This is a genomic window from Paenisporosarcina quisquiliarum (genome assembly GCF_027563315.1).
Taxonomy (GTDB): domain Bacteria; phylum Bacillota; class Bacilli; order Bacillales_A; family Planococcaceae; genus Paenisporosarcina; species Paenisporosarcina quisquiliarum.
Genome location: NZ_JAMKBJ010000001.1, coordinates 1 through 20,972, shown reverse-complemented (window position 1 = coordinate 20,972; position 20,972 = coordinate 1). Strand labels below are relative to the sequence as shown.

Below are 20,972 nucleotides of genomic sequence, written 5' to 3'. Positions count from 1 at the left end.
ACGACAACAACAATTCATTCCGTCTTATAGTTTTCCGTGTTTCAGCTTTTCATGCCACTCCATTAACTGAGGTTTGTCTTCTTCTGCGATTTGCTTCGTAAAAGTTGCCTCTTCGATTAATGCATCAAAATTCGTCAAGCTGACGTACGGAATTCCTGCTTCTGCAAATAATTCATCCGCACGTTTTAAATGATATGTAAATATGCAAACCACACCAAGTACTTCGCAACCTTCTTTTTCTAGAGCACGAACAGCCTCAATGCTACTGCCTCCTGTAGAAATTAAATCTTCCACGACAATCACTTTTTGACCAGGTACAATTTTTCCTTCAATTTGATTCCCACGTCCATGCTCTTTCGCTTTTGAACGGACATAGACCATCGGCAAATTAAGAGCATCACTTACCCACGCTGCATGAGGAATCCCTGCTGTTGCTGTACCAGCTACAACTTCTGTTTGTGGGAAAAACTCACGAATATTTGCCGCTAAAGCTTCGGCGATTTGTTTGCGTACAGTTGGGCTCGACATGGTTAAACGGTTGTCACAATAAATTGGTGAAGAAATGCCTGAGGTCCATGTGAATGGATCTTGAGGGCGTAATTCCACTGCACCTATTGATAATAATGCTCCTGCAATTTCATGCTGCTGACTTTTCATTGTAAAACCTCCCATTGTTGTTTGACCAACTGATATGTCTCCACTGGATTTTCCGATTGTGTGATGGCTCTGCCGACGACAATCAAAGATGAACCTTCCGATCTCGCTACTTCAGGTGTAGCGATACGGATTTGGTCATGCACAGTACTATCACTCAGACGAATCCCAGGTGTTACCCGCAAGAAGTCTTCACCGCAAAATTTATTAATGTCTGCCGCTTCCAATACTGAACAAACAACTCCGTCCAGACCTGCCCGTTTGGAGAGTTCCGCATAATGAATAACGGATTCTTGTAATGATAAATTGATTTTTTGTTCACTCTTCATTTGCTGTTCGCTTGTCGACGTTAATTGTGTCACAGCAATAAGTAGTGGTCGTTGTTTACCTGCTTCAGTTCCCGCTTCAAGACCTTCCAACGCACTCTCCATCATTCGCAAGCCACCAGCCGCATGGACGTTCACCAAATCTGCACCGAGCTTGGCAAGTCCGCGCATGGCGGATTGAACCGTATTCGGGATATCATGTAATTTCAAATCCAGGAAAACGTCATGTCCCATTTCTTTTAAGTCTGTTACGATTGTTGGTCCTTCTTGTAAATAAAGTTCCATACCAACTTTGACAAACAGTTTTTCATCGAACGGCTTCAGAAACTGTAAGACCTCTTCTTTTGCAGAAAAATCAAGCGCGATTATCGGGTTACGATTGTTCATCGGTGACTCCTCCCTACTAATTCAGATACATGATTCAGTCCTAACCAATCGAGTTTCTCAGGTAATTGATTGATGATATTCGGACAGACAAATGGATCAACGAAGTTTGCCGTTCCTACAGCTACCGCGCTTGCACCTGCTGACATGAAATCAATGACATCGTCAACCGTCGCCACGCCCCCCATTCCAATAATCGGGATGGAAACTTGCTTTGCAACTTCATAAACCATGCGCAAAGCCACCGGTTTAACTGCAGGACCTGATAATCCACCTGTCCCGTTCGCAATAACAGGTTTTCCAGTTCGTGTATCCAGACGCATTCCAATCAATGTGTTAATCATCGTGATGCCATCTGCCCCACCCGCTTCAACCGCTCGAGCGATTTCACCGATATCTGTCACATTCGGGGACAACTTTACATAAACCGGAACTTCCGAAACTTCTTTTACAGCAGCGGTCAGCTCTGCAGCAACCGTCGGATCTGTACCAAACGTAATGCCTCCACATTTTACATTTGGACAAGAAATATTTAATTCCAATGCATGCACATTTTTGGATTTTGAAATATGTTTCGCAACTTCGACATAATCTTCCGTCAACGTACCGGCAACATTTGCAATGATCGGCACATCATATTGTTCCAACCACTTCAGCTCTTCAGCCAGTACTTTTTCCAGACCTGGATTTTGAAGACCAATTGCATTCAGCATTCCGGATGACGTTTCTGCAACACGTGGTGTAGGATTTCCTAAACGTGTCTCGAGTGTCGTTGCTTTGATCATAATGGCGCCAAGTTTTGATAAGTCATATAACCGGGCATATTCTTTGCCGAATCCGAAGCATCCGGAAGCCGGCATAATCGGATTTTTCAGTGACAATCCTGGTAACTCTATCGACAGTCGATTCATACGGACACCACCCCTGCAGGAAATACTGGACCATCCGAGCACACTTTTACATAGTCCACTTCAGTTTGATCCGTAGTTTTGCATACACAGGCGAAACATGCGCCAAGTCCGCAACCCATGCGTTCTTCAAATGATAGAAATCCTTTTCGATCATGATACATATTTTGAATGGCTGCAAGCATGCCTGTTGGGCCGCAAGTGAAATAGGAAGTAAATTCTGGTTGTAATTCAGCCAGCAACGTCGTAACAAACCCTTGTTGTCCGTGAGATCCATCCACGGTGACTATATGTGTTTCCCCAAGTTCCCGGAAGAAATCTTCGTAAAAGACGGCTTCTTTTGACTGGAAGCCAAGGACATGAATCGGTTTAACACCTTTGTCGACTAGTCTTTTAGAAAGTTCATATAAAGGAGGAACACCGATCCCTCCTCCAATCAGTACCACTGTTTCTCCTGGAGCGGCTTCCTCAATGGGAAAACCGTTTCCAAGAGGGCCAAGCACATCGAGTTCTTCCCCAATCTGCTTTTGCGATAGCATCGTGGTACCTCTACCTTCAGCCCGATAAATCATTGTGAACTCTGAATCCTTATGATTAATGGACGCAATGCTTATCGGTCTGCGGAGCAATGGCTCATAACTATCCGACACACGGATATGTACAAATTGTCCTGGGCTGTACATGTCATGGACAAGCTGACCGGCCAATGTCATTTCGAATATATGATGGGCGATTTCCTTATGTTTGACGATACGCATGCGTTCTTGTCTGATCATGCAAATACCCCCTGTTTCGGCATCTCCTCAGCTTGGAAGGTCATTGATTCAATGACACGCAACATTGCTTCTGCTGTATCCAGTGAGGTTAAACACGGGATTCCATTCTCTACTGATTCACGACGGATTCGGAAGCCATCACGCTCTGGCAGTTTACCTTTTGTTAACGTGTTAATGACAAACTGTGCATCCCCTTTTTGAATGTAATCGAGAAGGGTTGGACCGTCGTTACCGATTTTATTAACTGTTGTAACGGGGATTCCCGCTTGTTTCAACGCATCTGCCGTTCCTTCAGTGGCAAGTATTCTGTAACCGATTGAAGTAAAGCGTTTTGCAATCGAAACGGCTTCTTCCTTGTCTTTATCTGCAATCGTCATGAGTACGGAACCGTGATCTTTAATTTCCATACCCGCTGCCACTAAACCTTTATATAGAGCTTTTTCAAGTGTGATATCTTTCCCCATGACTTCCCCAGTTGATTTCATTTCAGGTCCTAATGTAATATCCACTCGGCGTAATTTTGCAAAGCTGAATACTGGGACTTTCACGAACACGCCTCTAGGTGAAGGTGCCAGTCCATTTGCAATGCCTTGAGATGGTAAAGACTGCCCTAAAATTGCTTTTGTCGCAATCTTGGCCATTGGAATATTTGTGATCTTGCTTAAGAAAGGAACTGTTCGGCTTGAACGCGGGTTTACTTCAATTACATAAACTTCACCTTTTGAGATGACATATTGGATATTCAGCAAACCAATGATGTTCAGACCTTTTGCAAGTCGTGTCGTGTAATCTACGAGTGTATCCACTTGTTCGCATGTTAAGTTCTGTGGTGGATAGACGGCAATCGAGTCACCTGAGTGAACACCCGCGCGTTCGATATGTTCCATAATTCCAGGAATACATACATTTTCACCATCCGAGATGGCATCGACTTCAATTTCAGTACCTGTTAGGTAACGGTCGACGAGTACCGGATGCTCTGGACTTGCCTGCACCGCATGATCCATGTAATGAGCTAGTTCTTCTTCATTATAAACAATTTGCATCGCACGTCCGCCCAAGACGTAAGAAGGTCGGACCAGTACCGGGTAACCAATTTCATTACCGATTGCCACTGCTTGTTCAGCTGAGACAGCCGTTTTACCCATTGGTTGAGGGATACCGATTTCATGAAGCGCACGTTCAAATTTATCGCGATTTTCCGCTCGATCAAGGTCTTCCAGGGAAGTACCCAGGATTTGAACTCCACGTTCCTGCAGCTTATCCGCTAAATTGATGGCCGTCTGTCCGCCAAACTGTACGACCACCCCTTTAGGTTGTTCCAGATCCACAATGTGCATGACATCTTCAATCGTCAATGGTTCAAAGTAGAGCTTGTCCGATATGGAGAAGTCCGTTGAAACTGTTTCTGGATTGCTGTTGATTATGATTGCTTCATAGCCTGCTTCTTTAATTGCCCAGACAGAATGCACTGTGGCATAGTCAAACTCTACCCCTTGCCCGATTCGAATTGGGCCGGACCCAAGAACAATGACACTTTCTTTGTCTGTTTTGATTGATTCATTTTCATCTTCATATGTTCCGTAGAAATATGGTGTTTCTGATTCGAATTCTGCCGCACATGTATCCACCATTTTAAACACTGGAATCAAGTTCTGTTCTTTTCTCCAGTTGTAGATGGTCAATTCATCGCTCTTCCATAAAGCAGCTAACGTTGCATCTGCAAAGCCCATACGTTTTGCCTTTTTCGCTACGTCGAAATCAAATGGATGTTCTGAAACCACTTCTTCATACTTCACGATATTTTGGAATTTATTGAGGAAGAATAAATCGATTTGGCTCCACTCATGTATAGTGTCAATCGTGACTCCACGTCTTAATGCTTCTCCAATGAAGAACAAGCGTTCATCACCTGCACGTCGGATGCGTTTTTCAATCCATTCGTCTAACAGGGCATCCGCATTTTTTAGGTCTAAATGAAATTGGCCTGTTTCAAGGGAACGCACAGCTTTTAAAATGGATTCTTCAAACGTTCTTCCCATCGCCATGACTTCTCCTGTTGCTTTCATTTGAGTACCTAAATTTCGTTTAGCCGATTCGAATTTATCAAAAGGCCAGCGCGGAATTTTTGTGACAACATAATCGAGTGCAGGTTCAAAACATGCATATGTCTTGCCAGTAACGGGATTCATCATTTCGTCCAGTGTCAAACCGACTGCAATCTTAGCGGCCAGTTTGGCAATCGGGTAACCTGTCGCTTTTGATGCCAAAGCAGACGAGCGACTGACCCTTGGATTTACTTCGATGATGTAGTAATTAAAGCTATATGGATCAAGTGCTAACTGAACATTACAACCACCTTCGATTTTCAGCGCGCGGATAATTTTCAGGGAAACATTTCGCAACATTTGATACTCACGGTCTGATAACGTCTGACTAGGCGCAACGACGATGGAATCTCCTGTATGAATACCCACCGGATCAATGTTTTCCATATTACAAACCACGATGGCATTGTCATTAGAGTCTCTCATAACCTCGTATTCTATTTCTTTGAAGCCAGCGATTGATTTTTCAAGAAGACACTGTGTAACAGGACTATATTTCAAACCACTCGTCACCGTATCAAGAAGTTCTTCATCGTTGTGGCAAATCCCCCCACCTGTTCCCCCTAGCGTGAATGCAGGACGGACGATGACAGGGTAACCGATTCTTTCGACGAATGCTTGGGCTTCTTGCATGTTATGAATGATGTCACTTTCTGGAACGGGTTCGTTCAGCTCGTTCATCAATGTTCTGAATAAATCACGATCTTCCGCTTTATGAATTGCTTCCAATTTCGTCCCCAGAATTTCAATATTCAATTCTTGAAGTATTCCTGATTCGTCTAATTCAATCGCCATATTCAAGCCTGTTTGTCCGCCCAACGTTGGCAGAAGGGCGTCAGGACGTTCTTTTCTTAAAATTCGGCTGACAAAATCCAATGTGATCGGTTCGATATAGACTTTGTCTGCAATTTCAGTATCCGTCATAATCGTCGCTGGATTTGAATTGATAAGAATGACACGATAGCCTTCTTCTTTTAATGCCAGACATGCTTGTGTACCCGCGTAGTCAAATTCAGCTGCTTGTCCGATGACAATCGGACCGGATCCGATGACGAGGATGGTTTCTATATCTTTACGTTTAGGCATGTATTTTTTCCCCTTTCACGTTGGCGTTCATTAACTCGATGAAACGATCAAATAAGTGATTTGAATCTTCTGGTCCAGGTGATGCTTCGGGATGATATTGCACTGTGAATGCTGCTGCATCCAAATGTTTCAAGCCTTCCACTGTACCGTCGTTTAAGGCCGTATGCGTAACTTTCAAACGTGTACCTGTTAGCGATTCTGGATCTACTGCATAGCCATGGTTCTGGGAAGTCATTTCCGTTTTGCCTGACTCCAAATCTTTCACCGGGTGGTTAGCTCCACGGTGACCGAACTTCAATTTAAACGTGTCTCCGCCACTTGCTAGGGCAAAAAGTTGATGACCAAGACAAATGCCGAAAATCGGAATTTTGCCGATTAAGTTCTGTAACATCTCGATTGCCTCTGGCACATCTTTTGGATCTCCAGGTCCATTTGATAACATGATACCGTCTGGATAAATCGCCATAATTTCTTCAGCAGTCGTGTTGTAAGGTACCACCACCACATCACAGTTTCTTTTATTCAGCTCACGTAAGATGCCGTGTTTCATTCCAAAATCTACAAGCACGACACGTTTGCCGCGACCTGGACTAGGATATGGACGTTTGGTAGACACTTGTTTGACTTGATCGGTTGGGAATGTCGTCATTTTTAACTTTGCAACAACTTCTTCCACTTGGATAGCTGCACCCGCTTCACTAATATAGCCTTTTACAGAACCAAATTCGCGAATAATTCTTGTCAGTTTACGTGTGTCTACTCCTTCAATACCAGGGATGTTTTTCAAAACGAACAAGTCATTGAGTGTAGTATCGCTTCTGAAGTTTGAGGGTGTATTTGCCAGTTCACGCACGACCATCCCTTTAATTGCCGGTTCAATTGATTCAAAATCGTCCCGATTAATACCGTAATTGCCGATCAATGGATAAGTCATCGTCACGATTTGACCGCAGTAAGATGGATCCGATAGCGTTTCCTGATAGCCTGTCATACCCGTTGTGAATACGACTTCTCCTTCACTAGCATTCAAACTTCCGAATGCTGTTCCATTAAACACATCTCCAGTTTCTAAAATGAGGCTTCTTTTCATCATCATTTCTCCTCCTGCCAAATTACATTGCCTTCAAACATCGTCATGACCGGCCATCCGGTGCATGTCCAATCTTGGAACGGTGTATTTTTCCCTTTTGATACAAACGTTGCAGTATCAACATTCTGTTCTTTCGCCAAGTCAATAAATACTAAGTCTGCGGATTCGCCCATATGTAAGCGACCGTAAGGCAGTCCGAAAACATCAGCCGGCTTTCTCGTCATCCAGTCTATCAATTGCGCTAACGTCCATTTTCCACTTTTCACAAAATGGGTATGCAGCAAGGGGAAAGCCGTTTCCAATCCAACGATTCCAAATGGTGCCTGTTCCATCCCGTTCCCTTTTTCATCAGATGTATGAGGAGCATGGTCCGTAGCGATGAAATCCAGTGTCCCATCTTCCAGTCCCTCAATTAAGGCTTGTAAATCTTCTTTTGCTCGAAGCGGCGGATTCATTTTCCAGTTCGCATCATTACCTGGAATATCGTCTTCACATAGCAACAAGTGGTGAGGACTGACTTCAGCGGTCACTCGTATTCCAGCCTTTTTGGCATCTCTGATTACTCGCACAGATTCTTTGGTGCTAACGTGACACACGTGATAGTGCGCACCAGCCGCTTCAGCGAGCAACACATCTCTCGCAATATGCACAGACTCTGCAATGGATGGAATGCCTTTCAGACCCAGTTCTTTATTTTTCACGCCTTCGTGCATGACGCCTGCGTAGATAAGTGTATTGTCTTCACAATGAGCAACTATCGGCATATTCAACTTTGCTGCATCTTTCATTGCCTCATACATCATTCCAGCCTGCTGGACCCCTACTCCGTCATCCGTAAAGGCAAATGCACCATGTTCTTTCAAAGCAGCCAGATCTGTTCGCTCTTTCCCAGCTTCGCGAATGGTTATAGAAGCATAAGGGAGTACTCGGACTAACGCGTTTTCTTCTATTAAACGATTGACATGAGATAGATTTTCAACCGTATCCGGAACAGGTCTTGTATTTGGCATCGCACAGATGGTTGTGAAACCGCCTCTTGCGGCAGCATGTGTTCCCGTTTGAATCGTTTCTTTTTGCTCACCACCTGGCTCACGTAAATGAACATGTACATCGATGAACCCTGCGGAAACAAAATGTCCGTTGCCGTCGATAATTTCATCCACTTCAGGAGTAGTTTTCGGATTTACTTCGATAATCCGTCCATTGTCGATCAAGATGGATCCCTCCATCAATTCGTGATTGTCATTAAGCAATTGAATGTTTTGTATGAATTTTTTCATCATGATCTCCCTTTCAAAACGGATTCCAGTATGGCCATGCGTACGAACACACCGTTGTGCATTTGCTTGAATATACGTGATTTTTCACTTTCCACCAGCTCGTCTGATATTTCCACGTCCCGATTAACAGGCGCGGGGTGCATAATGATGGCTGTAGGCTTTAATTCTTCATAGCGTTGTTTCGTTAAACCGTATGTCTCATGGTAGCTTTCTTTCGTAAAGTGAGTTGTTGAATCATGTCGCTCATGTTGCACGCGTAAAAGCATAATCACATCCGCAGTTGGCAGTAAGTCGTCCCAAGTGTTTACTGCTTCATAGTCGCCTTGCCACTCAGGTGGACAAAGGAATGTTACATGTGCGCCTAATCTTGTCAGCGCTTCTGCATTCGATTTGGCTACCCGGCTATGTGCGATATCCCCAACAATTGCAATTTGCAGCCCTTCAAACTTTCCAAACTCTTGTTGGATGGTATATAGATCGAGTAAACATTGAGTTGGATGCTGACCCGAACCATCTCCACCATTTATAATTGCAACGTTTACTCCGGCTAATAATTCTTCATAAAACCCATCTTGCTCATGCCTTATAACAACTGCATCCACACCGATAGCTTCCAATGTTTTTACGGTGTCGTACAAAGTTTCACCTTTTAGAGTGCTCGATGTTCCCGCTTCAAATGAAAGTACGTTCAGTCCAAGTTTCCGCTCGGCCATCTCAAAACTCATTTTTGTTCGTGTACTCGGTTCAAAAAATAAATTGGCAACCGTGTATTGTTTAGTCAAATCAGCTGATGCTAGTTGTTGAAATTCTAATGCACGATTTAATATCGTTTGTATGTCCGTTTTTTGTAGGTCTTTCATGCTCAATAGATGCTTCACTTTGCAGCCTCCCACCTTCTTTTAGTTAAAAGAAAGCCTCTCAACAAGTGTTGAGAGGCTTTAGGGGTACCTTCAAGCAAAGATCCATGTTGTCACGGAACTCTACCAGTCGGCTTCCCTTTTCCTGCCTCTCTGGACTAGGTATTAAAAGGATTCAGTATTTGATTTGTCTTCTAATGAATCGATCGCTTCTTGCGGTCTACCAGGTAGGACCAAGTTTAGTAGAACACCCACAATGGCAGCTAACGCCATGCCACCAACTTCAAACGTATTCGTGAAGTGTAGTTTCGCCCCACCGATTCCGATTACCAGGATTATCGATGAAATGACCAAGTTACGCTTGTCTCCAAAATCAATGTTGTTATCTACCAACATACGCAGACCTGAAGACGCAATAATCCCGAAGAGCAAAATCGAAATTCCACCAAGCACTGCAGTTGGAATCGTTGCAATGAGTGCCATGACTTTGCCGAAGAATGAGAAGGCGATGGCTAGTATTGCAGCACCTCCAATAACATAGACACTGTATACTCGAGTAATTGCTAGCACTCCAATGTTTTCACCGTATGTTGTTTTTGGTGGTCCACCCAACAGACCACTGATGAAAGTCCCAAGGCCATCACCTAATAATGAACGATGAAGTCCTGGCTCTTTAATGTAATTACGGTTAACGATTTTTCCTAAAACCAATTGATGACCGATATGTTCGGAAATCGTTACGATCGCGATGGGAACCATCAGCCAGAGCAAGGTTGGTGTAATGACAAATTCATAATGTACACCAGGAATTAGGAAGTCAGGAGCTGATATCCAGTCCGCTTTTGTTACCGGATTGAAGTTGACAATTCCGATTATCAAGGAGTAAACGTATCCCACGATGATTCCGATTAGAACCGGCATTAAGCTGATGATTCCTCTGAAGAATAACGTTGCCACAACTGCTGCTGCCAATGTTACTAAGGCAGCTGAGAAATGCAGCATGCTATATTCTTTTATTCCGTCTAAGTCCGGGTCGATATTCATCGCCATATCGATTGCGACAGGTGATAAAGCCAACCCGATTACGATAATGACAGGTGCCACTACGATCGGCGGTAATATTTTCATAATCCATTTATAGCCTGTTTTCCATATTATTAGCGATACGATAAAGTAGACAATTGCGACGAATAAGCTGCCAATCATGGCACTGCCGATACCGCCTTCTTTCGTTGCCATTTGAATCGGCAATATGAAAGCAAATGAAGAACCTAAATAAGCGGGAACTTGAAATTTCGTTACGAACATAAAGATCAGTGTCGCGATCCCACTGGTTAACAAGGCAATTGCCGGACTTAAGCCGACCAATTGTGGTACCAGGATTGTTGCCCCAAACATGGCAAACATATGTTGAATACTTAGCGTTGTTAATTTACCTGCTGAAGGTCTGTCATGTATGTCCAAAACTGTTTGTGTATTTGTCATCTCATTCTCCCCAATCGTCTACTCGTGAATTGTTACACTGTCTTCCTGATCTGTTTCTTGCATTCTCACAACAATTCGTTCCAAGCTTGCGGTCGGGATATTTTTTCCGACATAGTCTGCTCGTACGGGTAATTCCCGATGACCTCGATCAATCAAGACGGCCAATTGGATTTGTGCAGGTCTTCCCAAATCCATTACCGCGTCCATCGCGGCTCTTACTGTACGTCCTGTATACAAAACATCATCTACTAAAATTACTTTCTGGTCGGTTACAACATGTTGGATATCTACTTGTTGCACGAGAGGTTCTTTGTTTGCCGTTTTCATGGACAGATCGTCTCGATACAATGTAATATCCAGTTCGCCGGCTTTAATTGGCTTGCCTTCAATTTTTTCAATTTTGGCAGCCAAGCGATTCGCTAAAAAAGCTCCTCTTGTTTTAATTCCAACAAGAATGCAATTCTCAATTCCTTTGTTACGTTCAATAATTTCATGTGCGATCCGTGTTAACGCACGGTTAATGGCTTGTTCATCCAAAATATTCGCTTTTTCAACCATCTTCGTTTCTCTCCTTTTTCCAAAATAAAAACCCTCTCGTCCAAAGATGGATGAGAGGGTGTGAATGCAGAAAATTAGGCGTATGAAAAACACACAGCATGTGTTCTTATACGTTCACTGTTACCTTCTCAGCCTCTCTGGACTGTTTTTAAAGGTGTTCTATTAAATTTTGATTTTGTGTTAATCAATGAATTGTGTATGAACTTTAACTACCGTCCTATACTTTATCCTAGTATAGAGTTACTTTTCCTTGGTGTCAACAGCCGTTTTTAATTCTTCAAGCAAAGCCTGGAACTCTACAGGTAATGGCGCTTCAAATTCCAAGTACTCTTCTGTACGCGGGTGAATAAATCCGAGTACACCTGCATGCAACGCTTGTCCGTCAAATTCGATTGTTTTTTTCGGTCCATATTTCGGATCACCCGCAAGAGGGAAACCGATGTATTTCATATGCACACGAATTTGATGCGTACGTCCTGTTTCCAGACGACATTCCACTAATGTGAAGTTGCCGAAACGTTCCATAACACGGAAATGTGTGACGGCATGTTTTCCTTTATCGATAACAGCCATGCTTTGACGATCGCGTGCATCACGGCCGATTGGCGCATCGACGGTACCTTTGTCATGTGGAATATGCCCATGAACCAAAGCTGTATATTTACGGGTAACCGTCTTTTTCACTAACTGGTCCACTAAAGATTCATGTGCTTTATCGTTCTTTGCAACCATTAATAAGCCTGAAGTATCTTTATCGATACGGTGTACGATACCTGGACGCATGACACCATTTATACCGGATAAATCCTTCACTTGGTGCATCAAGCCGTTTACAAGTGTTCCTGAAGTATGTCCAGGAGCTGGATGAACGACCATACCGCGTGGTTTGTTTACCACTAGAACGTCTTCGTCTTCATAAACGATTTCGAGATTTAAATCTTCTGCTTGGATATCCAAAATTTCAACATCCGGTACAGTGACATTAATAACATCATTAGCCTTCACTTTGTAGTTCGATTTAGCAGTTTCACCATTAACTAATACTGCTCCATCTTTTAACCAAATTTGAATTTGACTACGTGACCAATCTGCTTCAAGTGTTGCTAATGCTTTATCGATACGTTCACCTTTTTGTTGCTCTGAAATCTTATACGTAAAATCTTCCATCTATTCACCTTTTCTCTTTGCAGCTTTTTCTGCTTTTTCTTCTAAAAATAATACGATGATGAGCATAACGACCCCAATGGTTAATGCTGCATCGGCAACGTTAAAAATCGGGAAATCATAATTTATGACTGGAATAAGAACGTCCGCAAAATCCACCACTTCGCCGCGGAACAAACGATCTATAAAATTCCCAATCGCACCACCAAGTAAAAGCATCAAACTTAATTGAAAGTATGGCTTTCCTTTTGCTTCTTTATGAAAGTAATACAAAATACCAATGACCACGATGATCGTGACAATCGTAAATAGCCACATCTGTCCTTCTAACATTCCCCATGCTGCTCCACGATTACGATGGGAAAGTAAAGCAAACGTCGGTTCCATTAAGACAATTCGTTCACCTAGTTCCATATTTTTTACAACCAACCATTTTGTCCATTGATCAATCGCCACAACGGCAATTGCTACTAAATAAAAAATGTACACGAATGTTCCTCCGTTACGCAAGTATCTTAGCTAGTTTACCACATAACATGAACTGACAGAAAGAGCTGCCCAAAAAGGACAGCTCATTTACTATAGAAATTACAAGGGAATCTTTAAAAAAATTGCTCCTACGGTTACTCGTCGCAAAGAAAACAGCCAAACTATCTTTGGTCCAGATTTCAGACAAACAATAAAATGATTAAATACAAATGCTTACTAATGTAAAAGTACCAATACAAGAGAATGTTGATTTCCTTTGCGGCGGACGCGTTTCGCGGGCACGGCCTCAGTCTCCTCGTCACTACGTTCCTGCGGGGCCTTCAGCTCGTGCTGTTCCCGCTGAAGTCGCCGCCTCCACTCCAATCAACAGAAAGCACTTATGTCAGTGTCTCTATTCAAATGTTAGTAGGAAAGTGGTCGGCTGTTTCTGAAGACTCCTGCGGAAAAAACGGAACAAGCTAGACCCCACAGGCAACGAATTGTACACAATTCGTTTGCGACGAGTAACCGCAGGAGCAAGACAAAGGAACGGAGGCTAGAACGCCACATCGTGTGGCAACGCCTCCGTGACCAACATCCTGTTGGCCCGAGGCTAGCGTTTCGTCCGCGAAAGCGAAAGAAATAAACGACCACCTTTTTTAAAATCGCGTTGAGGTGACGTAGCAGAAGACCAAATATTTTCTATGGATATTAACTTGAGCTGCTTATACAACAGTTGTTCAAAATGCCGTTTAGGGTATAGCTAATGCTTTTGATATTGCTCTCAAGAATCCTGCGATTTTTAAATATACGCAACACTATATCCTTAAAAGTACCAAAAATGGCCGACATTCACTTTTCTATAAACAGAAACATAGTCAACATTGAATATAATAGCTTTAACGCTAAAAGAGCTGCCCAAAAAGGACAGCTCTTTCTCATGCAGGAATGTATTGTCTGGCATTAATCTACGCCAGTTTCCCAGTAATTTTATACGTAATATTTTTCTACTACATCTGCACATCGTGGACATAATGTCGGATGTTTTTCATTTTCTCCCACTTTGGAAGAAATTGTCCAGCATCGTTCACATTTTTCACCTTGTGCTTTAGTAACAACTACAGAGGCCACATCAAGAACCAATGCATCTGCTGGAGCATCTTCTTTTGATCCAGCAAGTGTAAAGTCAGACACGATAAAGAATTGAGCAAAGTCTACTTTGTTTGCATCAAATGCTTCTACAAGTTCTTTCTTCACATAAAGCGTAACTTTTGCTTCCAGTGACTTACCGATTACTTTTGCATTTCGTGCTTCTTCCAAAGCTTTTAACACGTCGTCACGTACTAGCATCAATTGTTGATACTTCGTGCGTAAACCTGCAAACCCTTCATGTGATACCGCTTCAGGGAAGTCAGTCAGTTGAACACTTTCTTCCGTTTCATGTGTCAGGAACACCCATAGCTCATCCGTCGTATGCGGTAAAATTGGTGTTGTCAGTTTCAATAATGCAATCAATGTATCATACATGACTGTTTGCATCGCACGACGATGTGAATTGTCTTCACCTTCGATATAAACAACATCTTTTGCAATATCCAAGTAGAATGAGCTCAAATCAATCGATACGAAGTTATTGACTGCGTGATAGACACTTGCAAAGTCATATTTGTCATAAGATTTACGAACTGTTTCAATCAATTCTTGCAGTTTCATGAACATGTATTGATCCACTTCACGCAAGTCTTCAAATGCTACGCGATCGGTTTGTGGATTGAAGTCCGATACATTTCCATGAAGGAAGCGGAATGTATTGCGGATTTTACGATACACTTCAGCGACTTGTTTGAAATTTGAATCTGAAACGCGAACGTCCGCTGTATAATCGACAGATGCTACCCATAAACGTAAAATATCTGCACCTAGTTGGTTCATTACTTTAGCAGGGTCGATTACGTTACCAATCGATTTACTCATCTTGCGGCCTTCGCCATCAAGCGTAAATCCATGGCTCAATAAGCCTTTATATGGAGCATGACCATTGATAGCAACACTAGTTGTTAATGATGAGTTGAACCATCCACGGTATTGATCGGATCCTTCTAAATACAAGTCAGCAGGATACACCAAATCTTCACGCTCATCCAAAACTGCTTGATGAGAAGAGCCTGAATCAAACCAAACATCCATAATATCCGTCTCTTTTGAGAAACGGCCGTGTGGACTGTTCGGATGTGTGAAACCTTCAGGAAGCAAGTCTTTCGCTTCTCGTTCGAACCACACTGTCGAACCGTGTTCACGGAATAATTTTGAAACATGGGCAATTGTTTCTTCCGTTAAAATTGGTTCTCCGTCTTCCGCATAGAACACAGGGATTGGAACACCCCATACACGTTGACGGGAGATACACCAGTCTCCACGGTCACGTACCATGTTGAACAGACGAGTCTCACCCCATGCAGGTGTAAATGAAGTGTCTTTAATTGCTTGTAATAACTGATCACGGAATGCTTCGATCGATGCGAACCATTGAGCAGTTGCACGGAAAATAACCGGCTTTTTCGTACGCCAATCATGCGGTGCAGAGTGTGTGAAGAATGTTAGTTTTTCTAAAGCGCCAGCAGCATCCAAAGCTTCTGTGATGACTTTATTTGCTTTATCATAGAATAATCCTTCAAAGCCAGGTGCTTCAGCTGTTAATACACCACGATCATCGATTGGTGAAAGTACTTCTAGTCCATATGCTTTACCAACTTGGAAGTCTTCTTCCCCGTGTCCAGGAGCTGTATGAACACATCCAGTACCACCTTCGTCTGTTACATGGTCGCCAAGCATAACAAGCGAATCACGGTCATATAGAGGATGTTTCGCTACCATGCGATCCATTTGTTCACCTTTTAGAGTCTGAACAATCTCATAAGAATCCCATTCAAGAGTAGTGGCCACATTCTCCAGTAATGCTTTTGCTACAAGGTAGCGCGAAGATGCAACTTCAACAATTACATAGTCGAATTCAGGATTTACTGAAATTCCAAGGTTAGCTGGAATTGTCCAAGGTGTAGTCGTCCAAATGATAATTTTAGTTCCTTCAGCGACTACGCCTTTTCCTTCCGTGACTTCAAAACTTACATAAATAGATGGAGATTTTTTATCCTGATACTCGATTTCAGCTTCAGCTAGAGCTGATTCACTCGATGGAGACCAATAAACTGGTTTTAATCCTTTATAGATATAACCTTTACGAGCCATTTCACCGAATACTTCAATTTGACGTGATTCATAAGCAGGTTTTAATGTTACGTAAGGATTTTCCCAATCACCTGTTACACCAAGACGTTTGAACTGTTCACGCTGACGGTCAATTTGTTCGTATGCATAGGTTTCACATAGGTTACGGAACTCCGCTAACGTCATTTCTTTGCGATTAACACCTTTATTCGTCAAAGCTTGCTCAATCGGCAAACCATGCGTATCCCAACCTGGAACATACGGTGCGTGAAAACCAGTCATCGATTTATGGCGCACAATCATGTCTTTAAGCACTTTATTCATTGCGTGACCCATGTGAAGGTCTCCGTTTGCATAAGGTGGTCCATCATGCAAAATAAATGTAGGACGCCCTTTTGTACGCTCCAAAACTTTTTCATAAAGTTTCATTTCGTTCCATTTTTCTTGCATCGCTGGTTCACGTGTTGGTAAACCACCGCGCATCGGGAAATCCGTTTTAGGCATCAATAAAGTATTTTTGTATTCCATTTAAAAAAACCTCCTCTTAATATACAAGCGCATTGCTTGGGGGACTGACCATTTTATCTTTCTATTCTCAGGAAAATCCAACCATTTTAAACTCAACAAAAAAACTCCTCATCCCAATGAAGGGACGAGAAGTTATAACTCGCGGTACCACCCTAATTGCAACATAAAGAAGTTGCCAGCTTAGATCACGTTAACGGTGTGAATCCGAAATCACTTACAAAATCAAGTTCAGTGATTTTACTCAAGAGTGATTTTCATTTGATTGCCCCCTGTTCGGGCTTCCACCATCCCCGAATCGCTTTTCTGTGCTTTCAAACTACTGTCTCTTTCAGCGTATTAATATAAAGTATTGTTGACGGTTTCACTATGTCTTGCTAGAAACGTCTGCCATAGAGATGTTCTTCGCATTTCTTATAATATGTAGATATTATAGGGAATGATTCCATAATCGTCAAGCTGTGATTAGTCTTCTTTTGAATCCATTCTTTCAAGCTGAGTCGTGTCCACTTCATATTGCATCAAGTGATCCCAATCATCAGTGTTAATTAAATCAAGCTGAGCTTCGACCAACATTTTGAATCGGTTACGGAATACTTTCGATTGCTTTTTCAAATCTTCAATCTCAAGCGCAATGCGGCGAGCTTTCGTCAACGCTTCATTTACGATACGGTCCGCGTTTTTCTCAGCTTCTTTAACGATTAACTTTGCTTCTTTTTGAGAGTTTCGGCGAACTTCTTCTGCAGCTTCTTGTGCAACCACGATTGACTTTTGAAGTGTCATTTCGATAGTTGTGAAATGGCCAACTCGCTCACTTGACGACTTCAATTTCTCTTCCAATTCTTTTTTATCTTTAATTAGAAGTTCGAAATCTTTAATCACTTGGTCCAAAAATTCGTTGACCTCATCTTCGTTATAGCCTCGGAACCCACGACCAAACTCTTTGTTATGAATATCTAGTGGTGATAGCGGCATTTCAAAAATCTCCCCTTTACTAACTTACATCGTTTCCAACTATTATACCGTTCATTGTCGATGATGACATCAATAATTCGAATTTTCTTGAATATAATTCACGAATTTTGTTCAATTCGCCCTATTTGGAGTCGTATTTTGTCTTTCTTTGTACGTCCTTCAATCATTCCAATTCGTATTCTCCCATAGCCCCTGATTGAAAGCAAATCAGATTCATGCAATTCGAATGATGGTTGTTCGCGCACAGTCCAGTTCACCTTTACTTTTCCACCATGTACAAGCATCGATGCTTTCTGTCTAGAGACATTAAAAAGAGAAGCGATGATTGTATCTATTCGCATTGAACTTACTGTATGTGTCTCTTCGACCCACACATCCCTATTTTCTAAATAGGCATGGTCAGACTGCAGTTCTTCCACATGAACTTTTGCCTTTCCAATAGAGGTTAGATGCATCCGGACAAAATCTGCAACTTCCGATGCAACTGCAAATTCTATTTGATTGTCATCTACTCGGATATCTCCAAATTTTGAGCGATCCAATCCTAATGACATAAGTGAACCTAATACATCGGGGTGTTCAATTTTGATGAATTTCGAAGGATATTTTATAGAAAACATCACGATGTCATAATCATCCTCAGTTGCCTCAAAGTATGAAGGCGCAATGAGCATCCGTTTTCTTTCTGCTTCAGGAAATTCACCGAAAGCAGTCGTTACCAGATCTTCACTCTGACCAATGATGGCATGCACAATAAATTGCTGCCTCGGATCCAGGAAATCGGTCAACTTTGGGGCATACCGATCCTGTGTCTCTCGTAGCCATCCACTGACTTGTTCGATAAATGGTTGTTCATCTTTACGAAAATGTTGTAAAACTTGTTCCATCTTTGCTCTTCCTTTCAATGGTCAAAAAAAGCCCCACGAAAGTGAGGCAATCTGTTAGACAATTCTACTTAAATATTCCAAGCCTCCACGAGCGAGGTTTAATACTAGAATAGCCACAATTGGCGATACATCAATCATGCCAAAAGGTGGAATGAAGCGTCTGAAAGGCTCTAGATACGGTTCACATATTCTTTCGAGAAAACGTCCGATACTCGATTCTTTCACACTCGGTACCCACGACATGAAAATATAGATAATAAGTAAAATCGAATATAATCCAATTGCTTCATTTAATATATAGATTACAAAATCCATAAGAATTAATTACACCTCAATTATTGTATGTCATCATAAAAGTAGTCGGAAATGGCTCCAGCCACTTCTACGGTATCAGGTGCACACAAGAAAATATCGGTGCCAATACGCTGAATATCTCCGCCTAAAGCATACACGGTTCCACTTAAAAAATCCACAATGCGTATTCCCTGATCTTTATCAATTCGTTGTAAATTAACGACTACTGCACGTTTATTTTTTAAATGCTCCGATATATCCTGTGCTTCCGCATAAACCCGTGGTTCTACCAGAATTACTTTTGAAGATTTCTGTAAGTTTTGGAGACTTACAATGTTAGGAGTTGAACTCGATTCCGATTGCACAACTCTTCTTTCTTTTGTCGTTTTGCGAACAGTCGGTTGAGGCATTGATTGAGATTCTTTTCTACGTTCATTCGTTGTTGGAATTTCTTCTTCTTCATCTAAGTAAAAAAAGTTTTTGAATTTATTCTTCATACTCATGTAAGATCCTCACTTTCATCTCCGACTAGTGCTGTACCGATTCGTACATATGTGGCGCCTTCTTCGATCGCGATTTCAAAGTCATTCGACATGCCCATAGATAATTCCGTACAAGGTGCGTGAGTATAGCCTTTACTGGCAATATGAACCTGCATGTCCTTGAGAGATTTAAATACGGAACGAATCACTTGTTCATCTGACGTATTTGGTGCCATGGTCATTAATCCAATGATGCGTATTTGATGATGGTCACTTAATGATTCAATGAATGGTTGGACATTTTGCGGCTCAATTCCATGCTTTGCTTCTTCACCGGACACATTCACCTGAATAAAACAATCAATCTTTTGAGTTGCACGCTTTTGAATTTCATCAGCTAAACTCATTCGGTCCAATGAATGCAAAACTTGAACAGTGTTGATTACTTGTTTTACTTTGCGAGTTTGTAAGGAGCCGATATAATGCCAAATTACGGGCGTTTTAATTTCAGCTTGTTTGGCCAACAAACCTTCCGGACGATTTTCACCAAGATGGTGGAGTCCTGCCAAAATGGCTTCCTGCGTTCGCTCCACAGTAACTGATTTAGTTACTGCCACAATATGAACATCCTTGATAGAACGATTGCCACGTGCACATGCTTGGCTGATTTGCTGTTGTATTTGTTGAAGTTTCCGCTCAATTGGCATTTTTAGAAGTTCCTAACTATTAAGTATCGGTGTTATCTTTTTATTGTACCAATCAAACGTTGAATATTCAATGTTTATCCGTGTTCAGAACCTTTCGTCTGAACGATAACCACGTCTTTTCCAATGACTTTAATATCGGATAATCTAATTACAATTGTCGGTCGATTACCAGAAAACAATTCGAGCATCTTTTTCGGTTCTGCCAGGAAAAAGGATTCAATCGTTCCATTTTCTTTTGATATTCTGGCATCATTGACGAAGCCAAGCATCCGTCCATCACTCGCCTCAATAAATTCCTTTTGCTGGATATCCGTAAATTTCAACGGTCATTCCCCCTTTTTACAGTTTATGTTCATAAACAAAAAATAAAGCTTTTATTCCATAAAAGGAATAAAAGCTTGCAGACAGATGAAAAAAGATTATTAATCGCAATCAATTGAAAAAGCAGGTGGCAGGCTATTTCTTTCGCTTTCCGCGGACGAAACGCCAGCCTCGGGCCAACAGGATGTTGGTCACGGAGGCGTTGCCACAGGTAGGCAACTTATTGATTGTAGTGGAATGCGGCGACTCCAGCGGGAAAAGCGTGTCCAGGTGAGACCCCGCAGGCGCTTGCGACGAGGAGCATTCCTGTTATGAAACCAAACAGGTTCTTGAAATAAAAAAAGACCTCTTGTATGATGCATGAGTATCAACGTCTAAATTGACTCACTCACATACAGGAGGACTATATGAA

The 20,972-nt window shown here is 42.1% G+C and carries 19 protein-coding genes and 1 other annotated feature; all 19 genes read right to left on the bottom strand.

Features of this window, described 5'->3' with window-relative positions; genetic code table 11:
* Nucleotides 1–24 precede the first annotated feature (24 nt).
* A complete protein-coding gene (gene pyrE / locus M9R32_RS00095) occupies nucleotides 25–657 on the bottom strand; it encodes an orotate phosphoribosyltransferase (RefSeq protein WP_269924711.1) in 633 nt (210 codons plus the stop codon).
* The gene (gene pyrF / locus M9R32_RS00090; protein ID WP_269924710.1) at nucleotides 654–1,367 is read right to left on the bottom strand and encodes an orotidine-5'-phosphate decarboxylase; all 714 of its coding nucleotides are present in this window, start codon (nucleotides 1,365–1,367) and stop codon (nucleotides 654–656) included. Before pyrF ends, pyrE begins: the two co-directional genes overlap by 4 nt.
* Nucleotides 1,364–2,275, bottom strand: a complete 912-nt coding sequence (locus M9R32_RS00085) for a dihydroorotate dehydrogenase (RefSeq protein WP_269924709.1) — start codon at nucleotides 2,273–2,275, stop codon at nucleotides 1,364–1,366. The genes pyrF and M9R32_RS00085 overlap by 4 nt, the downstream gene beginning before the upstream one ends.
* Entirely contained in the window at nucleotides 2,272–3,048 is a 777-nt protein-coding gene (locus M9R32_RS00080) for a dihydroorotate dehydrogenase electron transfer subunit (RefSeq protein ID WP_269924708.1), read from the bottom strand. The genes M9R32_RS00085 and M9R32_RS00080 overlap by 4 nt, the downstream gene beginning before the upstream one ends.
* Nucleotides 3,045–6,242 (bottom strand): carbamoyl-phosphate synthase large subunit, encoded by a 3,198-nt coding sequence (gene carB, locus M9R32_RS00075; RefSeq protein WP_269924707.1) that lies wholly within the window; start codon nucleotides 6,240–6,242, stop codon nucleotides 3,045–3,047. The genes M9R32_RS00080 and carB overlap by 4 nt, the downstream gene beginning before the upstream one ends.
* A complete protein-coding gene (locus M9R32_RS00070) occupies nucleotides 6,235–7,335 on the bottom strand; it encodes a carbamoyl phosphate synthase small subunit (RefSeq protein ID WP_269924706.1) in 1,101 nt (366 codons plus the stop codon). The genes carB and M9R32_RS00070 overlap by 8 nt, the downstream gene beginning before the upstream one ends.
* Nucleotides 7,335–8,612: a dihydroorotase gene (locus M9R32_RS00065; RefSeq protein ID WP_269924705.1), complete on the bottom strand. Its 1,278-nt coding sequence runs from the start codon at nucleotides 8,610–8,612 to the stop codon at nucleotides 7,335–7,337. Before M9R32_RS00065 ends, M9R32_RS00070 begins: the two co-directional genes overlap by 1 nt.
* Nucleotides 8,612–9,490 (bottom strand): aspartate carbamoyltransferase catalytic subunit, encoded by an 879-nt coding sequence (locus M9R32_RS00060; protein WP_269924704.1) that lies wholly within the window; start codon nucleotides 9,488–9,490, stop codon nucleotides 8,612–8,614. The genes M9R32_RS00065 and M9R32_RS00060 overlap by 1 nt, the downstream gene beginning before the upstream one ends.
* Nucleotides 9,491–9,634: 144 nt before the next feature.
* Entirely contained in the window at nucleotides 9,635–10,954 is a 1,320-nt protein-coding gene (locus M9R32_RS00055) for a uracil-xanthine permease family protein (RefSeq protein ID WP_269924703.1), read from the bottom strand.
* Between the two features lie 18 nt (nucleotides 10,955–10,972).
* Nucleotides 10,973–11,512, bottom strand: a complete 540-nt coding sequence (pyrR, locus tag M9R32_RS00050) for a bifunctional pyr operon transcriptional regulator/uracil phosphoribosyltransferase PyrR (RefSeq protein WP_269924702.1) — start codon at nucleotides 11,510–11,512, stop codon at nucleotides 10,973–10,975.
* A 240-nt stretch (nucleotides 11,513–11,752) separates the two neighbouring features.
* Complete coding sequence (locus tag M9R32_RS00045; protein ID WP_269924701.1) at nucleotides 11,753–12,679, bottom strand: RluA family pseudouridine synthase; 927 nt, start codon at nucleotides 12,677–12,679, stop codon at nucleotides 11,753–11,755.
* Nucleotides 12,680–13,165, bottom strand: coding sequence for a signal peptidase II (lspA, locus tag M9R32_RS00040; RefSeq protein WP_269924700.1), 486 nt, complete (start codon nucleotides 13,163–13,165; stop codon nucleotides 12,680–12,682). It lies immediately after the preceding gene.
* 969 nt (nucleotides 13,166–14,134) lie between these two features.
* Nucleotides 14,135–16,897 (bottom strand): isoleucine--tRNA ligase, encoded by a 2,763-nt coding sequence (ileS, locus tag M9R32_RS00035; protein ID WP_269924699.1) that lies wholly within the window; start codon nucleotides 16,895–16,897, stop codon nucleotides 14,135–14,137.
* 117 nt (nucleotides 16,898–17,014) lie between these two features.
* Nucleotides 17,015–17,238: a binding site (T-box leader), on the bottom strand.
* 121 nt (nucleotides 17,239–17,359) lie between these two features.
* Nucleotides 17,360–17,869: a DivIVA domain-containing protein gene (locus tag M9R32_RS00030; protein WP_016427756.1), complete on the bottom strand. Its 510-nt coding sequence runs from the start codon at nucleotides 17,867–17,869 to the stop codon at nucleotides 17,360–17,362.
* Between the two features lie 98 nt (nucleotides 17,870–17,967).
* Nucleotides 17,968–18,756, bottom strand: coding sequence for a YlmH family RNA-binding protein (locus M9R32_RS00025; RefSeq protein WP_269924698.1), 789 nt, complete (start codon nucleotides 18,754–18,756; stop codon nucleotides 17,968–17,970).
* Between the two features lie 54 nt (nucleotides 18,757–18,810).
* Nucleotides 18,811–19,071: a YggT family protein gene (locus tag M9R32_RS00020; RefSeq protein ID WP_269924697.1), complete on the bottom strand. Its 261-nt coding sequence runs from the start codon at nucleotides 19,069–19,071 to the stop codon at nucleotides 18,811–18,813.
* Nucleotides 19,072–19,091: 20 nt separating this feature from the next.
* Nucleotides 19,092–19,553 carry a cell division protein SepF gene (locus M9R32_RS00015; RefSeq protein ID WP_269924696.1) on the bottom strand — a complete coding sequence of 154 codons (462 nt, stop codon included), beginning with the start codon at nucleotides 19,551–19,553 and terminating at the stop codon, nucleotides 19,092–19,094.
* Nucleotides 19,550–20,239 (bottom strand): YggS family pyridoxal phosphate-dependent enzyme, encoded by a 690-nt coding sequence (locus tag M9R32_RS00010; RefSeq protein WP_269924695.1) that lies wholly within the window; start codon nucleotides 20,237–20,239, stop codon nucleotides 19,550–19,552. The genes M9R32_RS00015 and M9R32_RS00010 overlap by 4 nt, the downstream gene beginning before the upstream one ends.
* 74 nt (nucleotides 20,240–20,313) lie before the next feature.
* Nucleotides 20,314–20,562: a YlmC/YmxH family sporulation protein gene (locus M9R32_RS00005; protein WP_269924694.1), complete on the bottom strand. Its 249-nt coding sequence runs from the start codon at nucleotides 20,560–20,562 to the stop codon at nucleotides 20,314–20,316.
* Between the last annotated feature and the right edge of the window lie 410 nt (nucleotides 20,563–20,972).